We start from the raw sequence: 22,274 nt of genomic DNA, 5'->3' as shown, positions 1-22,274 counted from the left end.
GAGCGCGTTAATGGGCAGGCGGTTGCTGCGGTGGGGCTTGATCATGCTGGCGGTTGTGGCGCTGGTGGTGGGCCTGCGGGTCTATGTCGAACAGGCGCGCAAACCCGATTATGCCAATCTTGCCTATGGTCGCGCATCGCCCGGGCAGCGTCTCGACATCTATCTGCCGCAAGGGGCAGGGCCATTTCCCGCGCTGATATTCGCCCATGGCGGTGCCTTTGCGTTTGGCGACAAACGTCTGTCGGGGCGCGGCTTTCGCGATGACGTCAATGCCCTGAACGCGGCGGGCATCGCGCTGGTCAGCATCGATTACCGGATGAGTGGCGAGGCGCATTTTCCGGCGGCAGTGCGCGACATGAAATCGGCGGTGCGCTTCGTCAGGGCCAATGCGCCGCGCTATCGCATCGATCCCGCGCGGATCGCGTTGTGGGGCCAGTCGGCGGGGGCCAATATCGCGCTCGATGCGGGCATGAGCCATGGTGTCGGCCTGTTCGACGATCCCGCCGCGCGCGCGCCCGGCGCCGATGACCGGGTCAGCGCGGTGGTGTCGATGTATGGCCCGACCGATTTTCTGGCGATGGACCCGCAATTGCGCGCCGCCGGGTGCAAGGCGTCGGCCCAGACCCACAGCGCTGCCGACAGCCCGGAATCGCGCTATCTGGGCGGCCGTATCACCGCCGTTGCGCTCCTGGTGGCGCAGGCCAATCCGCTGACATACGCCAATCGCGCCACCCCGCCGCTGTTGTTGCAGCATGGCAGCGCCGATTGCGTCGTGCCTCCGCTGCAAAGCCGCATTCTGGCCGACCGGGTCAACGCCGTGGCGGGGCCGGGACGTGCCATTCTGCAAGTGCGCACAGGCGCTGTCCATGCCGACAGCGCATTCGACACGCCCGCCAACATGGCGGTTGTGATCGATTTCCTGCGGCGGGCGTTTGCCGCGCAGCCTGTCGGTTGATGTTTATTGCCCCGCCAGCAACCGCTGTCGATGCTGCATGACCAGATCGCCGAGCCAGGCCTTGAACACTTGCACGCGGGCCAGATTGTGGGTGTCCTTGTGCGTCACCAGCCAGAACGTGCGGGTGATCAGGCGTTCGGGCAGCACCGGGCACAGTGCGGGATCGGCATCGCCCAGGAAACAGGGCAACACGCCGATGCCCGCGCCGGCGGCGATCATGCGCTGTTGTGTCAGCACCGATGTCGATCGCACGGTTGCCGCCATGCCCGGCTGAAACTCGGCCAGATAGCGCAGTTCGGGCGCATAGAGCAGATCGGGCACATAGCCGATCAGGGTGTGATCGCGCGCCAGCGCCGCCGGGCTGTCGGGCATGCCGCGCGCCTCGCAATAGGTGCGCCGGGCATAGAGCCGCAAGGTATAGTCCGACAGCTTGCCCGCGATCACCGGCCCGGCGCGCGGGCGCGACAGCGTGACGGCCAGGTCTGCCTCGCGCTTTGACGGGCTGAGCAATCCGGTCGAGGCGACCAGATCGACCATCAGGCGGGGGTGGCTGGCCGCAAAATCGCCGATTGCGGGGGCAACGATGGCGGCGGCAAACCCCTCGGTCAGGCTGACCCGCAACAGCCCGGCGGGGCCTGCGCCGACTGTCACGTTGTCGGCAATGCGGTTGGCGGCCTGCGCCATTGCCTCCACTTCGGCCAGCAGCGTTTCGCCCGGTTCGGTCAGGATCTGGCCCTCGCGCGTCTGTTCGAACAAAGTGACGCCCAGCCGCGCCTCCAGCCGCCGCAAACGACGCCCGACCGTGGCCGCATCGACCCCCATCGCCACTGCCGCACGCGCCATCTGACCGGCGCGCGCGATGGCCAGAAAGGCCTGATAGTCGTTCCAGTCGGATACTTGCATAATTGCAAGCATGAGTGGCATTTTCAGGGCTTGCGTGCAAGTCTGGGCGCGTGCAGGCAGCATCTGGCGCCGTGACGGCGGGAGAGAAGGAATTCGATATGCGCGTGATCGATCATTTCATCGCCGGCGGCACCGGCGGCCATTCGGGCAGCCGTCAGGCCGAGGTGTTCGATCCCAATACCGGCGCGGTTCAGGCGCATGTCGCGCTGGGTGATCAGGCCGTGCTCGATCGCGCAGTGGCGGCGGCCGAGGCGGCGCAGCCGGCCTGGGCGGCGACCAATCCGCAGCGGCGCGCGCGCGTGATGTTCCGGTTCAAGGAACTGGTCGAGGCCGAAATGGACACGCTTGCCCATCTGTTGTCGAGCGAACACGGCAAAGTGATCGCGGATTCGAAGGGCGATATCCAGCGCGGGCTGGAAGTGGTGGAATTCGCCTGCGGCATCCCCCACGCTCTGAAGGGCGAATATACCCAAGGCGCCGGGCCGGGCATCGATGTCTATTCGATGCGGCAGCCGGTCGGCATCGGTGCGGGGATCACCCCGTTCAATTTCCCCGCGATGATCCCGCTGTGGATGTCGGCGGTGGCGATTGCGTGTGGCAATGCGTTCATCTGCAAGCCTTCGGAACGTGATCCTTCGGTGCCGGTGCGGCTGGCCGAACTGTTCATCGAGGCCGGACTGCCCGAAGGCATCTTCCAGGTCGTGCATGGCGACAAGGAAATGGTCGATGCGATCCTCGATCATCCTGCGATCGGCGCGGTCAGCTTTGTCGGATCGTCGGATATTGCCAACTATGTCTATCAGCGCGGCGCGGCCAACGGCAAGCGGGTCCAGGCGATGGGCGGGGCCAAGAACCATGGCATCGTCATGCCCGACGCCGATCTGGATCAGGTGGTCAAGGATCTGGCGGGCGCCGCGTTCGGTTCGGCGGGTGAACGCTGCATGGCGCTGCCGGTGGTGGTGCCGGTGGGCGCCGACACCGCCGACCGGTTGCGGTCCAAACTGATCCCGGCGATCGAGGCGCTGAAAGTCGGCGTGTCGACCGATGCCGAGGCGCATTATGGCCCGGTGGTCACCGCCGCGCACAAGGCCAAGATCGAAAGCTGGATCGCGCGCGCGATCGAGGAAGGCAGCGAACTGGTTGTCGATGGACGCGGGTTTGCCTTGCAGGGCCATGAAAACGGCTTTTTCGTCGGGCCGACATTGCTCGACCATGTCACGCCCGACATGGACAGCTATCACAACGAGATTTTCGGCCCCGTGCTGCAGATCGTGCGCGCCGATGATTTCGAGACGGCTGTCTCGCTCGCCAGCAAGCACCAGTATGGCAATGGCGTGGCAATCTTTACCCGCAACGGCCATGCCGCACGCGAATTCGCCGCGCGGGTCAATGTCGGCATGGTCGGCATCAACGTGCCGATCCCGGTGCCGGTGGCCTATCACACGTTTGGCGGTTGGAAGCGTTCGGCGTTTGGCGATACCAACCAGCACGGCATGGAAGGCGTCAAGTTCTGGACCAAGGTCAAGACGATCACGCAGCGCTGGCCCGACGGGTCGGTCGATGGCGGCAACGCCTTCGTCATCCCGACCATGGCCTGATCGCGCAGGACATCCCCAGACAAAGGCCGCCAGACATGCGTATCGGGTTTATCGGATTGGGCAACATGGGCGGCGGCATGGCCGCCAACCTGGTCAAGGCCGGGCATGCGGTGCAGGCGTTCGACCTGTCGGCCGAGGCCCTGGCGCGGGCACGCGAAGCGGGTTGCACCACGCATGATGCTGCCGCCGACGCGGTCGCCGATGCCGATGTGGTGTTGACGATGCTGCCCAACGGCGCAATCGTGCGCGCAGTCTATGCCGACGCAGTGCTGGGCAAGGCCCCGGCAGGCGCGCTGCTGATCGATTGTTCGACAATCGACGTGGCCAGCGCGCGCGATGTCGCAGGCGCGGCCACCGCGCAGGGGTATCGCTTTGTCGATGCCCCCGTTTCGGGGGGCATCGCGGCGGCCAATGCCGGCACGTTGACCTTCATGGTCGGCGGCGCGGCAGACGATTTCGCCGCCGCGCAACCCGTGCTGGCGGAGATGGGCAAGGCGGTGATCCACGCCGGGGATGCTGGCGCGGGGCAGGCGGCCAAGATCTGCAACAACATGCTGCTGGGCGCCTCGATGGTCGCGACGTGCGAGACGTTCGCCATGGCCGAAAAGCTCGGGCTCGACTTGCAGACCTTTTTCGACATTTCGTCAAAGGCGTCGGGACAGTGCTGGTCGATGACGAGCTATTGCCCGGTGCCCGGCGTCGGCCCGGTGACACCCGCCGACAACGCCTATCAGGGCGGATTTGCCAGCGCGCTGATGCTCAAGGATTTGCGGCTGGCGATGCAGGCCGCTGGCGATGTCGGCGCAACTGTGCCAATGGGCGAAAAGGCCGAGGCGCTCTATGCCGCATTCGTTGAATCCGGCAAGGCGGGCCTCGATTTTTCGGCGATTATCGAGACCTTTTGACACGATGACGATACCCTGGGATCAACCCGCGACGATGATCGATCTCGACGGCAAGACGCCGATCATCGGCACCATCCGCGATTGCGTGATGCATTTTGCGCTGTTCAAGCCGTTTGCCCGCGAACAGGCGCGCATCCTGTTGACCCAGCCCGTGGCGCGCGCGGGTCGCAAGACGCGCACCTGGATCCTTAACCCCGACGAGATCGAGGCGCTGGTTGTGCGCATGCAGGCCGAGCGCGAAAGCCTGAACTAGCACGCCTGATCCTCCCCGGCACGGGGAGGATCAATCCGCGTCGGGCTGGTTGGCCGGGTGGGCGCGTTCGAATGCGGGCAGATGTGCGCAGTGGGCGTCGATGGCGCGGATGCGCGGAAAATCCTTCAGATCGACGCCAAACCGGCGCGCGGCATAGATTTGCGGGATCAGGCAGCAATCGGCGATCGTCGGCGTATCACCATAGGCGAAACGGCCGCCATGACGCGCGATCAACGTTTCGATGGCGGCAAAGCCGGGCGCCGCCCAGCGGGCAATCCAGGCGCGGACTTGGTCTTCATCCGCACCAAGGTCCTGGCGCAAACTGTTAAGCACACGCAGGTTTCCCAGCGGATGCAAGTCGCAGGCCACGGTCAGCGCGATGCCGCGCACATGGGCTCGGGCGGTCGGATCGGCGGGTAGCAGCGGCGGATCGGGATAGCGCTCTTCCAGCCATTCGAGCATCGCCAGTGACTGGGTGAGCACCGCGTCATCAACGATCAGCGCGGGCACCATGGCTTGCGGGTTGATTGCGCAATAGGCGGCATCGGCCTGTTCGCCCCGGCGCAAGTCATGCGCGACATCGCGGTATTCGCGCGCTTTCAGATTGAGCGCGATGCGCACCCGCCAACTCGCGCCCGAGCGCCAATAGCCATGCAGCGTGATCACCGCGCGCCCGCGATTATGCCGCGACAGGCCCCAAAACCGATGCTGCGATAGCCGTCGCGGGTGGCGCGCGCACTCAGGCCCACTTCATCGCCATCTTCGAGAAAGGCGCGTGTTTCGCCATTGGGCAGCATGATCGGCGCTTTGCCGCCGTGCGACAGTTCCATCAGGCTGCCCGCTGCCGACGGATCGGCGCCCGACAGCGTGCCGGTGCCGATCAGATCGCCCGCATGCAGATCGCACCCGCCCGAACCGTGGTGCGCAACGATCTGCGCGGCGGTCCAATACATCGCCTCGGTGGCGTGGCCCCGGCTCAGCCGGTGCGGCGGCACGCCGTTGGCGCGCATCGCTGCGGTCGACAGCGTGGCCTCCAGTGTCAGCGCCAGCGCGCCATGGTGTTGATCGTCGGCGTCGTACAAATAGGGCAGAGGGGCCGGATCATCCGCCGCGCGGGGCGGTTGGGCCACGCGGAACGGCGCCAGCGCATCGCTGGTGATCACCCAGGGCGACACGGTGGTGGCAAAATTCTTGGCCAGAAACGGCCCGAGCGGCTGATATTCCCAGGCCTGGATATCGCGCGCCGACCAGTCATTGAGCAGGCACAGCCCGCCGATGCGATCCCACGCCCCGGCAATCGGCACCGTCTCGCCCGGCGCGTTGTCGCCCGCAATCCACAGGCCGAGTTCCAGCTCGTAATCGAGCCTGCGGCACGGGGTATAGATCGGGTTGTCGGTGTCGGGCGCCTTGATCTGGCCATGCGGGCGGACAACCGGCACATCGCTGATCCGCACCGACGAGGCGCGCCCGTGATAGCCGATCGGCACATGGCGATAATTGGGCAACAGTGGATTGTCGGGCCGGAACAGCCGGCCGATCGCGGTGGCATGGTGAATACCGACATAGAAATCGGTGTAATCACCAATGCGGAACGGCAGGTGCAACGTGCAGGCATCGGCGGGGTGCAGGAACGGCAGCACGCGCAGCCGCATGCCGTCGCTGGTCAACAGCGCAAACAGCGCATGGCGCAGCGCGCGCCGGTCGGCGGCGGGCAGGGCAAACAGCGCATTGAGCGTGGGCTGGGCCAGCGCGTCGCGCACCGCGCCGGGCAAATGCTCTGCCAGCCCGGTCAGATCGAGCACCTGGTCGCCGATCGCGCTGCCTATGCGAGGCTGGCCATCAGTCAGCGCAAACACCCCCAGCGGCAGGTTCTGCACCGGAAAGTCGCGATGGCCATCGGCGCCATCGACCCAACTGCGCGCGGCCGGCGCGTGGGTGTGGTCGATCACGCCTGCGGCTCCGTGTGCAGCCAGGCGGCGTGGCGCGGGGCGCGTTTGGTCTGGCTCCATTCGTCGAGCATGCGCGGGGCCAGATCGCGCAGTTCGGCATTTTGCGCCGCCGTGCCGATGTTGCACGCCAGCTCCAGCCGGTGGCCATTGGGGTCGAAGAAATAGATCGATTTGAAAATGCCGTGATAGGTCGGCCCCAGCACATCGATCCCTTGCGCCTGCAGGTGCGCCTTGGCCGCGATCAGCGCGGGCTCATCCGCCACTTCGAACGCGATATGCTGCACCCAGGCCGGGGTGTTGGGGTCGCGGCCCATCTCGGGCTGGTTGGGCAATTCGAAAAACGCCAGCACATTGCCGCCGCCCGCATCGAGAAAGACATGCATGTAGGGATCAAATTCGCCGGTCGATGGCACATGGTCTTCGGCAAAGGCGGTGGTGTAGGCCATGCCGAGCATGCGCTGATACCAGGCGACAGTTTCGGCCGCATCGCGACAGCGATAGGCGACATGGTGGATGCGGGTAAGCGTGGGCGCGGTCATCATGCCACCCCTTCGACATGCAGCGCGCCACGGCGCATCTGGTCGCGCTCCATGCTCTGGAACAGCGCAGTGAAATTGCCTTCGCCAAACCCTTCGTCGCGCTTGCGCTGGATGAATTCGAAAAACACCGGGCCGATCTGGGTTTCCGAAAAGATCTGCAGCAACAGGCGCGGATCGCCCGCTTCGGTCGATCCGTCGAGCAGGATGCCGCGCCGCTGCAATTCCGCCACCGGTTCGCCATGGCCAGGCAGGCGCTCTTCGAGCATTTCGTAATACGTAGCAGGGGGCGCGCTCATGAACGGCGTGCCGAGGTCTTTCAGCGTGTCCCACCCGGTGATCAGATCGTCGCAGGCAAACGCGATATGCTGGATGCCTTCGCCGTTGTAGGCGCGCAGGAATTCCTCGATCTGGCCGCCGCCCTGGCGTGCCTCTTCGTTGAGCGGGATGCGGATCTTGCCATCGGGCGCAGTCATCGCGCGGCTGGTCAGCCCGGTATATTCACCCTTGATGTCGAAATAGCGGATCTCGCGAAACCCGAACACGCGCTCGTAGAAACCCGCCCAATGCGCCATGCGCCCGCCATAGACGTTGTGGGTCAGGTGATCGATGGTGTGAAACCCGGCGCCCACCGGGCGCCGGTCGACACCGGGCAGATAGGTGAAATCGATGTCATAGATCGACAGATCGTCGCCATAGCGGTCGATCAGATAGATGATCGAACCGCCGATCCCCCGGATCGCGGGTAGCCGCAGTTCCATCGGGCCGGTCTGCACATCGACCGGTTCGGCCCCGCGTTCCAGTGCCAGCGCATAGGCCCTGGCCGCATCGCGCACACGCCAGCCCATGCCACAGGCCGAAGGCCCGTGTTCGGCGGCGAAATAGGCGGCGGGGCTTTTCGGTTCGTAATTGGCGATCAGGTTGATCCCGCCCTGGCGCCACAGTTGCACGCGTTTGGCGCGGTGGTTGGCGATATGGGTAAAGCCCATCCGCGCAAACACCGGTTCGAGCATGCCCGGCTCGGGCGCTGAAAATTCGACGAATTCAAACCCGTCGAGGCCAAGCGGATTGTCGAACAGATCGGTCATGGCGTCCTCGTTCCCGGATAACTGTTATGGTGCGATGATACGGCAGACCGGGTGCAAATGGCGTGCGAAATTGGGCGAATTTCGGGTCATGATGCAATCGTGTTGCGCGTTTGACGGCAATCATGCATAATTCGTGCATGCTGCTTGACCGCTTTGATTTGCGCATCCTGGCCGCGTTGCAGGACCACGGCGACATGGGTCCGGGTGATATCAGCGCGCTGGTCAATCTGTCGCCTTCGCAATGTTCGCGCCGGATGCAGCAATTGCGCGCCTCTGGCCATATCCGCGCGGTGCGCGCGGTGCTCGACGCGGCACAATTGGGCATCGGCATCAGTGCCTATGTCATGCTGACGATGACCAGCCACGATCCGCAACGCGCCGCGCAATTCCGCGCGCGGCTGTGCGAAATGGCCGAAGTGCTGGAATGCCAGTTGCTGACCGGATCGCCCGACATGATCCTGAAAGTGGCGACGCGCGATCTGGCCTCGCTCAACGACCTGCTGACCCGGCACCTGCTCGCGGCCCCGGAGGTCGCCACCGCGCGCACCAGCATCATCCTGCAGGACGTGAAAAGCACCTCCAGCCTGCCGCTGACTTTCGCGGGTCAGAGCTGAACGGGCAGCGCCGTCGTATATTTGGTCATCGCCAGCGCGAAATGGGATGAGGCCTGCGCCACCGCCGGATGGGCCAACAGCACCTGCATCAGAAACCGGTTGTAGGCCGCAACATCGGACACCACCACGCGCAACAGATAGTCCCATTCGCCCGACATCGAAAAGCATTCGACGATTTCGCCGCGCGTGTCGACAAATGCCTCGAACGCAGAGCGGCTGTCATGCGCATGGCTGCGGATGCGCAGCGAACACATCACGTTGACGCCCAATCCGACGCGCGCGGGGTCGATCAGCCGCACCGTGCGCACCAGTATGCCCGCCGCCTCCAGCGCCTTGATCCGCCGCCAGCACGATGCGGTCGAGGCGCCGACCAGTTCGGCCAGGTCGGCATGGCTGATGTCGCCGCGTTGTTGCAGGACCGACAGGATTTTTCGGTCTATCGCGTCGATATGATCGATCTGTTCCATCATTTACGCATATGACGATCATCGATTTCGCTCAAGCCACACAATTGGCGAAATCTGGAATCCGGTGATCATCCCTTTCTGGTATAGTTTGCGCGATAATGACGGGAGAAATGCCATGGCCGTACACGCGCAGCGCCCTGCCGGGGCCGCCGTTGACTGGACAGTGCCGCAGAACCACGCGGCCTATTCCGCGCGCGACCACGCCACCTGGGATCATCTGTTCGACCGCCAGGCGCGCCTGTTACCGGGCCGGGTCGCACCCGAATTTCTCGACGGGCTCGATTTCCTGCGCCTGGCAGAGCCCGGAATTCCCGATTTCGAGGCGCTGTCCGAACGGCTGATGCGGCGCACCGGCTGGCAAGTGGTCGCGGTACCGGGGCTGGTGCCCGATGATGTGTTTTTCGACCATCTGGCCAACCGTCGTTTTGTCGCGGGCAATTTCATCCGCCGCCCCGACCAGCTCGACTATCTGCAGGAACCCGACGTGTTCCACGATGTGTTCGGCCATGTGCCCCTGCTGGCGAACCCGGTGTTTGCCGATTACATGCAGGCCTATGGCCAGGGCGGGCAACGCGCGGGCGGGCTGGGCGCGTTGACCAATCTGGCGCGGCTCTACTGGTATACGGTCGAATTCGGGCTGATCAGGGGCGGTGAGGGCCTGCAACTGTTTGGCGCGGGCATCGTTTCGTCGCACAGCGAATCGCTGTTTGCGCTCGATGATCCATCACCCAACCGCCTCGGTTTTGATCTGCGCCGGGTGATGCGCACCCGGTACCGCATCGATGATTTTCAGCAGAGCTATTTCGTGATCGACAGCTTTGAAAGTCTGCTCGATGCGACATTGAACACCGATTTCGGCCCAATCTATGCCGAACTGGCCGTGACCGATGATCTGGATGCCGCGGCAGTCTTGCCCGAAGATCGCGTCCATACCCACGGCACCCAGGCGCGCGTTCAGCGCTAAACTCAGGCGGATATGATCATATATGATCATTATGTATCGATCGGTGTCTAAATAAATCTATATTGATCACCAGATATGATCATGTTACGCCGTTTGTGTTCCGGGGGCACATCCGGACCACACGAGGATGTCTGGAGAAAACGATGAGGAAACCCACGATCGGGCTCGGCCTTGGCGTGTCGGCGTTGTTGCTGGCGGGCACGAGTGGCACCGCGCTGGCGCAAGCCGCCGATGCCAACGCAACCGACAAGAATGCCCAGGCTCAGGCCGAAATCGTCGTTACCGGCGTGTTCAGCGCCAAGCGGATCGAGGCGGCACCGATTTCGATCAACGTCGTCACGTCCAAGGAATTGTCGGAACAGAGCGCGGTGTCGTCTGCCGATCTGCTCAAGAACATTCCCGGCGTATTCGTCAATTCGGCGCTGGGTGAAATTCGCAACATCGTCTTTTCGCGCGGGATTTCGGCCAACTCGCTCGATGGTGCGACGGGTTATTACTATGTTTCGTTGCAGGAAGATGGCCTGCCGGTCGATCTGGTCACCTCAAGCAACTATGGCCCCGACTATTACCTGCGGTCCGACATCACGTTGAGCCGACTGGAAGGTTTGCGCGGGGGCACTGCGGCGATCACCGGGCCCAACGCGCCGGGGGGCATCTTCAACTATATTTCCAAGACCGGAAAATCCGATCCGGGCGTGGAAATGGACGTCAAGTTCGGTTTGCAGGGCAATGGCAAGCTGCCGTTGTACCGTACCGATCTCTATGCCGGCGGGCAACTTGCGCCCGACCTCTATTATTCGATCGGCGGCTTTTTGCGCACCGATGATGGCACGCATGATGCGGGCTATGCGCTGGACAAGGGCGGCCAGGTCAAGGCCAACCTGCTCTATGAATATGGCAATGGTTCGCTGGAATTGACCGCAAAATACTTGAACGATGCCAACGACTGGAACGAATTCACGCCTGCGCTCGGCGGCACGAAGATCGCGCCGGGATTTTCCAATGTCTCGTCGGATCTGCAACCGGCCAGCGCGGCGCATTGCGGGGCCTCGGTCTATGGCGGTTCGACCTGCTGGAACCCCACCAATCTGGTGCACAACCGCTCTTACGCGTTCGGGTTGACGTGGAAACAGGATCTGGGCAGCGGGTTCCATATCGACAACAAGCTGCGCTATTCGCACAACCAGTCTGACTGGAACACCGGCGCGGTGCTGTCGGTGGTGTCGATCAACGATCCGATCGTCAATATCCTGCTGGGAACAGCATTTCTCAGCCCCGGCACGCTGAATTATTACAACGTGCAGACCGGTGCGCTGGCGGCATCGATGAACGTCACCGGCAACGGGCCGGGCAGCCTGACCACAGCGACCAACAATCTGCCCAATCAGGGGATTGTCGCCAACAGCGGCTTTGGCGGCGCGCCCGGCGTCTATGTCGGCGCCTCTGATACGCAGAATGTCTATACCAACGAATTTGAAGACCAGTTCACGCTGACCGGCGAGCTGGGCAATCATCACCTTGCGCTCGGTGGGTTCATCGGGTTGACCAAGCTCAATCTCGATAACAGCGGCGAACCCGGCATCGGCCTGATGACCCTGCAACCGCAACCGCAGATGTTGCGCGTGACCTATACGCCAACCGGCAGCAGCAGTGTCTATCAGGTGACCGATCCGACCGGGTTCGGCACATATGGCGCACCAGAGCAGGACAGCTATTGGGGCACCCAGCGGCAATATTCGGTGTTCTTTGGCGATAGCTGGAAAATCTCCGACAAGCTGTCGCTCGAAGCCGGGGGGCGCTGGGAAGCGGTCGATTACGACATCAGCAACCAGTCGTGGAATTCCAGCCCGTTCAACGCGGTTCCGCAATTCAATGCGTCCGGTGGGGTCGATGGCAACCCGCTGACGCTGTATGACAACGCGGTCTCCTCGGTTGGCCCGGTCTATGAAACCAGGCGCGATTTCAGTTATTTCAACTACTCGCTGGCCGCCGATTATGATGTCAGCAGCAACCTTTCGACCTACATCCGCTTTTCCAGCGGGCGCAAGGCGCCGGACTTTGGCGGCATCGAAAGCATCAACACGCCGGGCCAGATTGCCACCGGTTTTCCCTCTCCGCAAAAGATCGAACAAGTCGAACTTGGCATCAAGTATTTCGCCAGCGGGGTCAGCCTGCAATTCTTCCCGTTCTATTCGTTGTTGCAGAACGTCAATGTGCCGACGATCTTCACTTATACCTCGGGCGCGCAGATCGGACAGAACTATACCGAACCGGCGTTTGACGGGCAGATCCGCACGTATGGCATCGAAGTCGCCGCCGCCGTCAGGATCACCCCGACCTTCAACGTGCATGGCAACCTGACGCTGCAAAACCCCCGGGCGAGCAAGTTCTACACCTGGACGCAAGGGCCCAGCGGCAACGGATCGGACGATACCAAGTCGCTGATCCCCAGCGGCGATGCCGACAACAACCCCAAGATCATTTTGCGCAGCGGGTTTGACTGGTCCGTCGCGCCCAAGGTCAAGCTGTTCGGCGATCTCGACTATCTGGGCAAGCGCGCGGCCAATGCCGACGATGCGTTCTATCTGCCCGGCTTTGCCACCGTCAATCTGGGCGCGGCGTGGAACGTGACCGACAAGATCAAAGTGCAGTTCAACGCCAACAACGTGTTCAATTCGGTCGGGATCATGTCGTGGTCGTTGACCGGGTTTCTGGCCAGCCTCAACCGTCAGGGTCTGACCCAGGCGCAATACAATCCGCAGGCGATCTATCCGGTCGTGCCCAGCCAGGCCCGCGCGTTTTTCTGGACCGCGTCGGTCAAGTTCTGAACCGGCAGACCCCCGATCCGCCCGTGTTGAGGCACGGGTGGATCGGGTTGCACGTTGGTCAAGAACGTTGATTTCATGCATCACTCTGTGATCTTTCGACCTGCCAGTCTTGCATGCGCACGCGCGCTGGTGCAGCGTCCGGCGCAGCAAAAAAGATTTCAAAGGGAATTGACATGAGGTTGAACGCACGTGGGGTCGGTCGGGCGGCGCTGGTTTCGGCACTGTTGGGCGGATCGATGCTGGCCGGGACGCAGGCATTTGCCGCCGATGGTCAGGCCCCTGCGGCCAGTGCCGCCACCGCCACCGATGCCAGCCCGGAAATCGTGGTGACCGCGCAAAAGCGTGCGCAATATCTGCAGGACGTGCCGATCTCGATCGAGGCGTTCAATTCCAAGAAACTGGAAGAAAACCAGATTTCCAGCTTTGACGACTATGCCAAGCTGTTGCCCAGTGTCAGCTTTCAGTCGTTCGGCCCTGGCCAGTCGCAGATCTATTTCCGTGGCGTGTCGAGCGGGTCGGACGCCAATGGCAGCCATTCGGGGCCGCAGCCGACCAGCGCGCTCTATCTCGATGAAATCCCGCTGACCACGATCGGCGGCGCGCCCGACCTGCATATCTATGACATGGAACGGGTCGAGGCGTTGTCAGGGCCGCAAGGCACGCTGTTCGGATCGTCGTCGCTGTCGGGTACGCTGCGTCTGATCACAAAGAAGCCCAACGCCGACAAACTCGAAGCCGGTTTCGACGTGACCGGCACGACCTATGGCAAGGGCAGCAATTCGTCGGGCGGAACGGTCGAGGGCTTTGTCAACGTGCCGCTGGCCGCGGGCGTGGCCTTGCGCGCATCGGCGTTCTATGAACGCGATGGCGGCTATATCAGCAATGTGCCCGGCACGCGCACGTATCAGGTGCTCGACCAGAACGGCAATCCTGCCACGTATGGGCCGGTGTCCAACGCGCAATATGTGAAGAAGAATTTCAACGACACCGAAACCGCCGGGGGCCGTGCCGCGATCGGCATTCAGCTTGGCGACTGGTATCTGGAACCTTCGGTGGTCTACCAGCACCAGAACAGCCACGGCACCTATCTCTACGACCCCAGCGTCGGCGATCTGCAAGTGCAGGACTACACGCCCGAATATGGCAGCGACGAATGGGTCCAGGCCGCGCTGACCATCAAGGGCAAGATCGGCACCTGGGACGTGACTTATGCGGGCGGCTATTTCGCGCGCACCGCCAAAGTCGTGCAGGACTATTCGGCCTATACCGTCGCCTATGATGCCGTGTCGCCGCAATATGCCACGTTCTTCGATGGCAAGGGCAACAACCTCAACCCGACGCAGAACTATACCGGCAAGGACATCTATTCAAAGTTCAACAATGAATTGCGGGTGTCGTCGCCGGCGGGCCTGGCCTGGCATGTGACCGGCGGGCTGTTTGTCGAGCGCCAGACCGACAAGATTCTGGCGGATTACACCATCCCCGGCCTGTCGGGCGAACCGACGGCGATTTCCGGAACGGGATCGGTGATCGCGGCCAACGGCAATGCCGATGCGGCCTCGGTGCCGACCTGCGGCGATGATATCTATTGCACGCGGGTCTATCGCGTCGATCGTGACTATGCCGCATTCGCCGATGGTTCGTATGATCTGACCGGCAATCTGACACTCGATGCGGGCATCCGCTATTTCATCACCCGCAATTCGCTGTCGGGCTTTTCCGGCCTGGCGGGCGCGGTGACCGACGACAGCACGCAGGTTTCACCAGGTTCGAAATGTCTGCTCGGCACCGGGGCGACCGCGCCGTGCGAATTGTTCAACCGCACGATCAAGCAGAATGGCGAGACGCACAAGGTGAACCTGAGCTGGAAGGTCCAGCCCGACAAGATGGTCTATTTTACCTACTCGACCGGGTTCCGTCCGGGCGGCACCAACCGCCTGCCCGGGGTGGCGCCATACGGTGCGGACAAGCTCGACAACTTTGAAGTCGGCGCAAAGACGCAGTGGTTTGGCCGCAAGCTGACCATCGATGGCGCGGCGTTCCTCGAAAACTGGCACAACATGCAGTTCGGGCTGGCACCGCAGGGCGATGACGGGGTTGTCGCGACGTACAATGTCGGCGAATCGCAGATCAAGGGGATCGAGGGCAACTTCACCTTGCGCCTGTTGCCGATCACCCTGTCGGGTTCGGGCACCTATATCGATGCCCAGCTCAAGACCCAGTTCTGCAACTACAATTCGGACGGGTCGCAGGATTGCGCCCCGGTCGGCACGCATCTGCCGATCCAGCCGCGGTTCAAGGGCAACCTGACCGTGCGGTATGATTTCGATGTCGCCAGCGCCAAGGCCTGGCTGCAGTTGACCGGCAGCCACCAGTCCAGCTCCAGCTCGTACCTGCTGATCGATCACAACACCGGGCAACCGTTCCTGCCCGATACGGCGGCATTCTCGACGCTCGATCTGAGCGCGGGGGCCAAATTCAGCCGCTATACGATCGAGGCGTTCATCCAGAACCTGACCGACGAACGCGGGATCATCAGCATCAATTCGATCTGCGTCCCGTCGATCTGCGGCGCCTATGCGCGCAACTATCCGATCAAGCCGCAGCAATTCGGCCTGAAACTGAGCGCGCGGTACTGATCCCGGCGGCGTCGCCTGTAAATCCTCCCCGGCACGGGGAGGGGGACCACGCGAAGCGTGGTGGAGGGGCACCGCCGGATTGCGCAGTCCGGCGGTGGTGGGATGCGCCATCGGGCATGTTTCGCGTATTTTCAAGGTCTTACCAAGCCGAAAACCCGCTCCACCACCCTTCGGGCGGTCCCCCTCGCCGTGCCGGGGAGGATTGAAAACGGCGCGGTTCGGCGCTTCGGTCGTCGCTCCAAACGAAATCAGATATTCTAATGTCTATAATTCGGAAAATGGATTGAAAAATATCTATCAAGACATTGAAAAGGATGATCTAATTTCAGGTGCGCCGCGTGACTGCGGAAATTCCGTCGGCCTTGATGGCGGCGCAGAATATGGCACGATGTTGCGATCACCATAATCCCGGATTGACACGATGCCATCTGATGAACCGCAGTATGACTATATCGTGGTGGGCGCGGGCAGCGCGGGGTGCGTGCTGGCCAATCGCCTGACCGAAGACGGCAAGACCCGCGTGCTGCTGCTCGAATTCGGCGGGTCGGACCGGTCGATCTATATCCAGATGCCGGCTGCGCTCGCCTATCCGATGAACACCAAGCGGTGGAACTGGCACTACGAAAGCGAGCCCGAACCGCATCTCAACAACCGGCAATTGCATTGCCCGCGCGGCAAAGGACTGGGCGGATCATCGTCGATCAACGGGCTGGTCTATGTGCGCGGCAATCCGCTCGATTTCGAACGGTGGGAAGAAGAGGGCGCGCGCGGCTGGGGTTATGCGCAAGTGCTGCCCTATTTCAAGCGGTCGGAAACGCGCAAGGAGGGCGGCAATGCCTATCGCGGCGGCGATGGCCCGCTGTCGACGACATATGGCACGCTCGACAATCCACTGCACCAGGCCTGGCAGGACGCCGCGGTCGAGGCGGGATATGAATTGACCGAGGATTACAACGGGTTCCGCCAGGAAGGGTTCGGTCGCATGGACATGACCGTGCGCGATGGCGAACGCTGTTCGTCGGCCAAGGCCTATCTCTATGATGCGGTCAAGCGCCCCAATCTGACGGTGATCCAGCACGCGCTGGCCACGCGCATCGTGTTCGAAGGCACGCGTGCGGTGGGCATCGAATACGAACACGGCGGACGGCGGCACGTGGCGCGCGCGGGCCGCGAAGTGATCCTGTCGGGCGGGCCGATCAATTCGGTGCAATTGCTCAAACTGTCGGGGATCGGCCCCGCGGCCGAACTGGCCGAACACGGCATTGCCGTGCTGGCCGATCGGCCCGGGGTCGGCGCCAACTTGCAGGATCACCTCGAATTCTATTTCCAGATGGCCTGCACCCAGCCGATCACGTTGTTTGGCAAGGCCAATCTGCTGGGCAAGGCAATGGTCGGGGCGGAATGGCTGCTGCGCCGCACCGGGCCTGGCGCGACGAACCATTTCGAAAGCTGCGGCTTCATCCGCAGCCGCGCCGGGATCAAATATCCCGACATCCAATACCATTTCTTTCCGATGGCGATCAATTACGATGGATCGTCGCTGGCCACCGAACACGGGTTTCAGGCCCATGTCGGCCCGATGCGGTCCAAAAGCCGGGGCACCGTCACGCTGCGCAGCGCCGATCCGCATGACAAGCCGGTGATCCGTTTCAATTACATGAGCCATCCCGATGACTGGGCGGAAATGCGCGCCTGCGTGCGGCTGACTCGCGAGATTTTCCAGCAACCGGCGTTTGCGCCCTATCGCGGGCGCGAAATCCAGCCGGGCGCCGATTGCGTGACCGATGAGGCGATCGATGCATTCATCGCCAACAATGTCGAAAGCGCATTGCACCCGTCATGCACCTGCCGGATAGGCCGGACCGATGATCCCATGGCGGTGGTCGATCCCGAATTGCGCGTGATCGGCGTCGAAGGCTTGCGCATTGTCGACAGTTCGGTGATGCCTTCGGTTACCACGGGCAATCTGAATGCGCCCAGCATCATGATCGGCGAAAAGGGGGCTGACCATATCATGGGCCGCCCGATGCTGCCGCCGTCGAACGAGCCTTATTTTGTCCATCCCGATTGGGAAACCCGCCAGCGCTAGGAAAACCACAACACATGATTGGCGAGGATATCGATATCGCGCAGGCCCTGCCGGGGGACATTCTCCACCCGCCGCATGGGGATGTGGGCACTGGCGAATTGCACCGCGAACTCGACTGGAAGGGCGCGTTCTGGGCTTCGTCGGGGGTGCCGGCGGGCGTGCTGCTGACGATGGGCGGGATTGCCGCCACGATTGGCCAGCCGAGCTGGGTGGTGTGGATCGCCTCGATCCTGATGGGGTTTGTGCAAAGCTTCGTCTATGCCGAGATTGCCGGGCTCTATCCGCACAAGTCGGGCGGGGCTTCGGTCTATGGCGCCGCGGCCTGGCTGCCCTACAGCAAATTCGTCGCGCCGGTGTCGGTGTGGGCCAACTGGCTGGCGTGGTCGCCGGTGCTGACGCTGGGCACCAGTCTGGGCGCGGGCTATATCATGGCGGCGCTGTTTGCACCCGATGCGGCGGTCAATCACTGGCAGATCCCGTTGCTTGATCTGGGTTTTGTGCGCGCCGGGCTGACCTTGCGGATCAACGCGGTGTCGCTGATTGCCACCGCGTTCCTGTTGCTGACTTTTGCCTTGCAACACCACGGTGCGGCGCGCGCGGCCTATTTTCAGAAAATTCTGGCGGTGGCCTGCCTTGCGCCGTTGATCCTGGTCGGGCTGGTGCCGCTGATCACCGGAGACTTGCCGCGCGACCACCTGTTTCCGCTGCTGCCGATGGTGCGCGATGCGGCGGGCGGATCGCATTTCGGGCGTTGGGACGGGTTTGGCCTGACACTGCTGATGGGCGCGATGTTTGGCGCCGGCTGGTCGACCTACGGGTTTGAAACAGCGGTGTGCTATACGCGCGAATTCCGCAACCCGGCGCGCGATACGCCGCGCGCGATCATTGCCTCGGGCCTGCTGTGCATCCTGATCTTCACGCTGGTGCCGCTGGCGTTCCAGGGTTCGCTTGGCCTGCAAGGGATGCTCACCCCGGCAATCTATGACGGATCGGGCGTGGCGCAGGCGCTGGCCGGGATCGTGGTCAAGGGTTTTGGCATTGTCGCCACCAGCCATATCGGCATTCTGGTGGCCAACTTGTTCATCGCCATGCTGATCCTGTCGCTGCTGCTGATCGTCATGACATCGATGATGGGATCGTCGCGCACGCTCTATCAGGCGTCGGTCGATGGCTGGCTGCCCAAATATCTCAGCCGCGTGAACAGCCACGGCGCGCCGACCGCCGCGATGTGGACCGATCTGGTGTTCAACCTGGTGCTGCTGATGGCGTCGGACTATTTCGCGGTGCTGATGATCAGCAACGTCTGTTATCTGGCGTTCAATTTCCTCAATCTGCAGGCCGGGTGGATTCACCGGATCGACCGGCCCGAGCGCGAGCGGCCGTTTCGCGCCCCGACCTGGCTGTTGACGATGGGCTGCGTGTTCGGGTTTATCAACATGGCTTTCATGGGGGCGGGCGCCGATGTGTGGGGGGCGGGTACCTTGCGCAATGGGTTGATCGCGCTGTTGCTGATCCTGCCGGTGTTTGCCTTTCGCCACTATGTGCAGGACAAGGGCGTGTTTCCGCATGCGCTGGTCGATGATTATGCCCGCGATGCGCGCGGGCGGATGACTCGCACCGCCGGTCTGTTGCCGTGGGTTGCGCTGGCGGCGTGTGCGGGGGTGATCGTGACCGCGCATTTGCTGGCACGGCTTGTCTGACCCGCCCAAGGACTGTGGCTGTTCGATCACAGACTATGTCCAAAGTGGCAGCTCACACGCTGTGGTGATAACCACCCTTCTAAGGTAAGTTTCTGATTTTTTGAAATTTATACTTGAACTCGAGGAAAGTCGGTTCGGGCTTGACCTTTGGTGCGCTTTGACAAGCCTGTGGGGTGGGCGCACAGGCGGTTCACCACTGGAATCGCAGGGTTTGTCGCGATAGCCGGACGATGAGGGAACGGGATGTCTGGTGCTCTGCCATGCGGCGGGGCCCGCGTCCATTCGTCCGAATGCGACACCAGGCAGCTTATCGGCAAATCGGCCGAAAGGTGTCGAACCCTGTGAACCGCAGGGAGGAAACATGACTACAAAGATCACACCCATTGCCCGCATCGCGCTGGCAAATTCGCTGCGCGTTGCGCTGCTGTGCGGCGCATCGCTGACCATTTCGTCGCCGGTGCTGGCGCAGGCCGCGACCACCGCTGCGCCTGCCGACACCGGCGAAATCGTGGTGACCGCTGAAAAGCGCAGTTCGACCGTGCAGAAGACGCCGATCTCGATCACCGCGCTGTCGGGTGCGGATCTGACCGCGCGCGGCGCGTCGGATTTTTCGAAGATCGCGCAGGAAGTGCCGGGCATTTCCGAACGCACCGCCGGCCCTGGCCAGACCGAATATGAAATGCGCGGACTGTCGTCTTCGGGCGGCGCGGCGGCAACCGTCGGCTTCTTCCTCGATGAAACCCCGCTGACGGCGGCTTCGTTCACGCAGAACGGCAAAGTCGTGATCGATCCCAATCTCTATGACCTGCAGCGCGTCGAAGTGCTGCGCGGGCCGCAGGGCACGCTCTATGGGTCGGGCTCGATGGGCGGCGCGATCAAGCTGATCACTGCGCAACCCAATCTCGACAAGATCGAAGCCAGCGTGAACGGCAGCGTGTCGGGCACCAAGGGCGGCGATGGCGCCAACAACGCCGAAAACGCGATGATCAACGTGCCGCTGATCCCCGGCCAGTTGGCACTGCGCCTGGTCGGTTCGGTGGGCTATACCACCGGCTGGATCGATCGCGATGTGATCGGCGTCGACAACGCCACCACCAATCCCAACGACTGGAACGAGCCGGCGGGTTCGCAGACGCGCGGCGCGCCGACCAATGAAGCGCCGACCACGGTGCATCACGATGTCAACGACACGCACACGCGTTCGGTGCGGGCCACGCTGACCTATCAGCCCGACACCGCGTTCACGATCACCCCGATGTTCATGTATCAAAAGGGCGATCAGGGCGGTTACAGCGCGTTCGACAGCGTGCCAGGCACGATGGCGCATTACCAGCCGTTCGATAACGCCGAAAGCATCAGCGACGAATTCATCCTGGGCAGCGTGGTGGCCAAGTACCACACCGACAGCTTTGACGTGACGTCGGCGACGGCCTATTGGCACCGCACCGAAAACCAGTTCCAGGATGCCTCGGAAAACCTGGCGCTTGGCGTGTTCGGCGGCAGCGTCTATCCCGACCAGGGCGGCGCGGGCGCCTCGACCAACAACGAACGCGATACCTCGAAGCAATTCAGCGAAGAATTCCGTGTGGCATCGAATGGCACGGGCAAATTTAACTGGCTGGTCGGCCTGTTCTATTCCGATTTCAAATCGCAGTTCTATCTGGACGAACCGACCGCCGGTCTGCTGGCTTTTGAATCGCCCGCGATGCAGGCGAGCGATGGCACCAATCTGATCACCATCGATGAACCCACCACGATCAAGCAGTTCGCCGTGTTTGGCGAAGCATCGTACAAGTTCACCCCCGATCTCAAATTGACCGTGGGCCTGCGCTATTACGATTTCCACACCACCGCGACCAGTTTTCAGAACGGGTTCCTGTTCGACGGCACCAATCTCTACAATTCGGCCGTGCCGCTGGCCAAATCGAACACCGGGGTCAATCCCAAGTTCAACCTGTCGTATCAGGTCGATCGTGATGTCCTGTTGTACAGCACTATCTCCAAGGGTTTCCGCCCCTCGGGCGTGAACCAGCCGACGGCAGGCTGCGGCGCCACCCCGCTGACGTATGATTCGGATTCGGTGTGGAACTTCGAAGCCGGTGAAAAGGCCAGGACGGCTGACGGGCGCATCACCTTCAACAGCGATGGCTATTACGAACACTGGAAGGGCGTGCAGAGCATCGTCGATCTGCTGTGCGGGTTCAGCTATACCGACAACTCGGCCCCGGCCAACATCTACGGTGGCGAAGCCGAAGTGTCGGTCAAAGTGATCGAGGGCGCAACGTCGCATGAAGGCCTGACGGTCGCGGGCAGCGCCGGATTCGCGCATGCGCAATATGCCGCCGACAGCCCGTCGACGTTCATCACCAATGGCGATCCGTTGCTGAACATTCCGCGTTGGACTGTCACGGGTTCGGCGACCTATGCGCAATCGCTGGGCAATGGTCTGCTCGGATCGGCCCGGATCAGCTACAACTATGTGGATTCGCGCGAAGAACTGACACTGAATGCCAGCACCAACGGGGTTCAGCCGGGCTATCAGGCGCTGCCCGGCTATGCCTTGACCGACATCCGTTTCAACCTGGGCAAGGATAGCTGGACTGTCGGCGCGTTCGTCAACAACGTGGCCAATGTGCATGCCCAACTGGCCTATCTGAACATCCTGTCGTTCAACGTGGCCGCCTATAACCGCGTGGTGACCAACCAGCCGCGCACGATCGGGATGGATCTGACGATCCGTTATTGATCACTGCGATCTGATCAACGGGAAGGGCCGGTGGCGTAAA

The 22,274-nt window shown here is 62.5% G+C and carries 17 protein-coding genes; 11 read left to right on the top strand and 6 right to left on the bottom strand.

Features of this window, described 5'->3' with window-relative positions; translation table 11 throughout:
- The first annotated feature begins 10 nt into the window (after nt 1-10).
- Nucleotides 11-955 (top strand): alpha/beta hydrolase, encoded by a 945-nt coding sequence (locus AQZ49_RS18115; RefSeq protein WP_067619056.1) that lies wholly within the window; start codon nt 11-13, stop codon nt 953-955.
- 3 nt (nt 956-958) lie between these two features.
- On the opposite strand, the gene AQZ49_RS18110 is transcribed toward AQZ49_RS18115, so the two are convergent.
- On the bottom strand, nt 959-1,870 hold the full coding sequence (locus tag AQZ49_RS18110; protein WP_231739298.1) for a LysR family transcriptional regulator: 912 nt from the start codon (nt 1,868-1,870) through the stop codon (nt 959-961).
- An 86-nt stretch (nt 1,871-1,956) separates the two neighbouring features.
- On the opposite strand from AQZ49_RS18110, the gene AQZ49_RS18105 reads away from it, so the two are divergent.
- The 3 genes from AQZ49_RS18105 to AQZ49_RS18095 are packed head-to-tail and all read left to right on the top strand — an operon-like array spanning nt 1,957 to nt 4,614.
- Nucleotides 1,957-3,456 carry a CoA-acylating methylmalonate-semialdehyde dehydrogenase gene (locus AQZ49_RS18105; protein ID WP_067619052.1) on the top strand — a complete coding sequence of 500 codons (1,500 nt, stop codon included), beginning with the start codon at nt 1,957-1,959 and terminating at the stop codon, nt 3,454-3,456.
- Nucleotides 3,456-4,361 (top strand): 3-hydroxyisobutyrate dehydrogenase, encoded by a 906-nt coding sequence (gene mmsB, locus AQZ49_RS18100; RefSeq protein ID WP_231739303.1) that lies wholly within the window; start codon nt 3,456-3,458, stop codon nt 4,359-4,361. Before AQZ49_RS18105 ends, mmsB begins: the two co-directional genes overlap by 1 nt.
- A 4-nt stretch (nt 4,362-4,365) precedes the next feature.
- A complete protein-coding gene (locus tag AQZ49_RS18095) occupies nt 4,366-4,614 on the top strand; it encodes a hypothetical protein (protein ID WP_067619044.1) in 249 nt (82 codons plus the stop codon).
- Nucleotides 4,615-4,644: 30 nt separating this feature from the next.
- Here the strand turns inward: AQZ49_RS18095 and maiA are convergent, their stop codons facing one another.
- From maiA to hppD, 4 genes are read right to left on the bottom strand one after another with little or no spacing between them, the layout of a single operon-like run.
- On the bottom strand, nt 4,645-5,280 hold the full coding sequence (maiA, locus tag AQZ49_RS18090) for a maleylacetoacetate isomerase (protein ID WP_369819152.1): 636 nt from the start codon (nt 5,278-5,280) through the stop codon (nt 4,645-4,647).
- Complete coding sequence (fahA, locus tag AQZ49_RS18085; protein WP_067619042.1) at nt 5,277-6,563, bottom strand: fumarylacetoacetase; 1,287 nt, start codon at nt 6,561-6,563, stop codon at nt 5,277-5,279. Before fahA ends, maiA begins: the two co-directional genes overlap by 4 nt.
- The gene (locus AQZ49_RS18080) at nt 6,560-7,102 is read right to left on the bottom strand and encodes a VOC family protein (RefSeq protein WP_067619133.1); all 543 of its coding nucleotides are present in this window, start codon (nt 7,100-7,102) and stop codon (nt 6,560-6,562) included. Before AQZ49_RS18080 ends, fahA begins: the two co-directional genes overlap by 4 nt.
- Nucleotides 7,102-8,187, bottom strand: coding sequence for a 4-hydroxyphenylpyruvate dioxygenase (gene hppD / locus AQZ49_RS18075; protein ID WP_067619039.1), 1,086 nt, complete (start codon nt 8,185-8,187; stop codon nt 7,102-7,104). Before hppD ends, AQZ49_RS18080 begins: the two co-directional genes overlap by 1 nt.
- A 137-nt stretch (nt 8,188-8,324) precedes the next feature.
- Between hppD and AQZ49_RS18070 the strand changes: the two genes are divergently transcribed.
- Entirely contained in the window at nt 8,325-8,801 is a 477-nt protein-coding gene (locus AQZ49_RS18070) for an Lrp/AsnC family transcriptional regulator (RefSeq protein WP_067619035.1), read from the top strand.
- Here AQZ49_RS18070 and AQZ49_RS18065 read toward each other — a convergent pair.
- On the bottom strand, nt 8,792-9,268 hold the full coding sequence (locus AQZ49_RS18065) for an Lrp/AsnC family transcriptional regulator (RefSeq protein ID WP_156428387.1): 477 nt from the start codon (nt 9,266-9,268) through the stop codon (nt 8,792-8,794). The two genes, AQZ49_RS18070 and AQZ49_RS18065, sit on opposite strands and share 10 nt — an antisense overlap.
- A gap of 115 nt (nt 9,269-9,383) precedes the next feature.
- Here AQZ49_RS18065 and phhA point away from each other — a divergent pair, with 115 nt between their 5' ends.
- The 6 genes from phhA to AQZ49_RS18035 all read left to right on the top strand — a co-directional run bounded on the left by phhA (nt 9,384) and on the right by AQZ49_RS18035 (nt 22,234).
- The gene (phhA, locus tag AQZ49_RS18060) at nt 9,384-10,232 is read left to right on the top strand and encodes a phenylalanine 4-monooxygenase (protein ID WP_067619030.1); all 849 of its coding nucleotides are present in this window, start codon (nt 9,384-9,386) and stop codon (nt 10,230-10,232) included.
- A 143-nt stretch (nt 10,233-10,375) separates the two neighbouring features.
- The gene (locus AQZ49_RS18055; RefSeq protein WP_067619027.1) at nt 10,376-13,060 is read left to right on the top strand and encodes a TonB-dependent receptor; all 2,685 of its coding nucleotides are present in this window, start codon (nt 10,376-10,378) and stop codon (nt 13,058-13,060) included.
- A 173-nt stretch (nt 13,061-13,233) separates the two neighbouring features.
- Nucleotides 13,234-15,699, top strand: a complete 2,466-nt coding sequence (locus AQZ49_RS18050; RefSeq protein WP_082701897.1) for a TonB-dependent receptor — start codon at nt 13,234-13,236, stop codon at nt 15,697-15,699.
- A 421-nt stretch (nt 15,700-16,120) separates the two neighbouring features.
- Nucleotides 16,121-17,788 (top strand): choline dehydrogenase, encoded by a 1,668-nt coding sequence (gene betA / locus AQZ49_RS18045; RefSeq protein ID WP_067619022.1) that lies wholly within the window; start codon nt 16,121-16,123, stop codon nt 17,786-17,788.
- A 14-nt stretch (nt 17,789-17,802) separates the two neighbouring features.
- On the top strand, nt 17,803-19,488 hold the full coding sequence (locus AQZ49_RS18040) for a trimethylamine N-oxide permease (RefSeq protein ID WP_082701896.1): 1,686 nt from the start codon (nt 17,803-17,805) through the stop codon (nt 19,486-19,488).
- Nucleotides 19,489-19,849: 361 nt separating this feature from the next.
- On the top strand, nt 19,850-22,234 hold the full coding sequence (locus tag AQZ49_RS18035) for a TonB-dependent receptor (protein ID WP_067619018.1): 2,385 nt from the start codon (nt 19,850-19,852) through the stop codon (nt 22,232-22,234).
- Nucleotides 22,235-22,274 lie beyond the last annotated feature (40 nt).

Origin of the sequence: Novosphingobium sp. FSW06-99 (assembly GCF_001519065.1) — a bacterium.
Taxonomy (GTDB): Bacteria; Pseudomonadota; Alphaproteobacteria; order Sphingomonadales; family Sphingomonadaceae; genus Novosphingobium.
This window is presented reverse-complemented; position numbering and strand designations above follow the sequence as displayed.

Coding starts and splice junctions, on each gene's coding strand:
- AQZ49_RS18115 (WP_067619056.1), top strand. CDS start 11: ATGGGCAGGCGGTTGCTGCGGTGGGGCTTGATCATGCTGGCGGTTGTG.
- AQZ49_RS18110 (WP_231739298.1), bottom strand. CDS start 1,870: ATGCTTGCAATTATGCAAGTATCCGACTGGAACGACTATCAGGCCTTT.
- AQZ49_RS18105 (WP_067619052.1), top strand. CDS start 1,957: ATGCGCGTGATCGATCATTTCATCGCCGGCGGCACCGGCGGCCATTCG.
- AQZ49_RS18095 (WP_067619044.1), top strand. CDS start 4,366: ATGACGATACCCTGGGATCAACCCGCGACGATGATCGATCTCGACGGC.
- AQZ49_RS18080 (WP_067619133.1), bottom strand. CDS start 7,102: ATGACCGCGCCCACGCTTACCCGCATCCACCATGTCGCCTATCGCTGT.
- hppD (WP_067619039.1), bottom strand. CDS start 8,187: ATGACCGATCTGTTCGACAATCCGCTTGGCCTCGACGGGTTTGAATTC.
- AQZ49_RS18070 (WP_067619035.1), top strand. CDS start 8,325: ATGCTGCTTGACCGCTTTGATTTGCGCATCCTGGCCGCGTTGCAGGAC.
- AQZ49_RS18065 (WP_156428387.1), bottom strand. CDS start 9,268: ATGGAACAGATCGATCATATCGACGCGATAGACCGAAAAATCCTGTCG.
- phhA (WP_067619030.1), top strand. CDS start 9,384: ATGGCCGTACACGCGCAGCGCCCTGCCGGGGCCGCCGTTGACTGGACA.
- AQZ49_RS18055 (WP_067619027.1), top strand. CDS start 10,376: ATGAGGAAACCCACGATCGGGCTCGGCCTTGGCGTGTCGGCGTTGTTG.
- AQZ49_RS18050 (WP_082701897.1), top strand. CDS start 13,234: ATGAGGTTGAACGCACGTGGGGTCGGTCGGGCGGCGCTGGTTTCGGCA.
- betA (WP_067619022.1), top strand. CDS start 16,121: ATGCCATCTGATGAACCGCAGTATGACTATATCGTGGTGGGCGCGGGC.
- AQZ49_RS18040 (WP_082701896.1), top strand. CDS start 17,803: ATGATTGGCGAGGATATCGATATCGCGCAGGCCCTGCCGGGGGACATT.
- AQZ49_RS18035 (WP_067619018.1), top strand. CDS start 19,850: ATGACTACAAAGATCACACCCATTGCCCGCATCGCGCTGGCAAATTCG.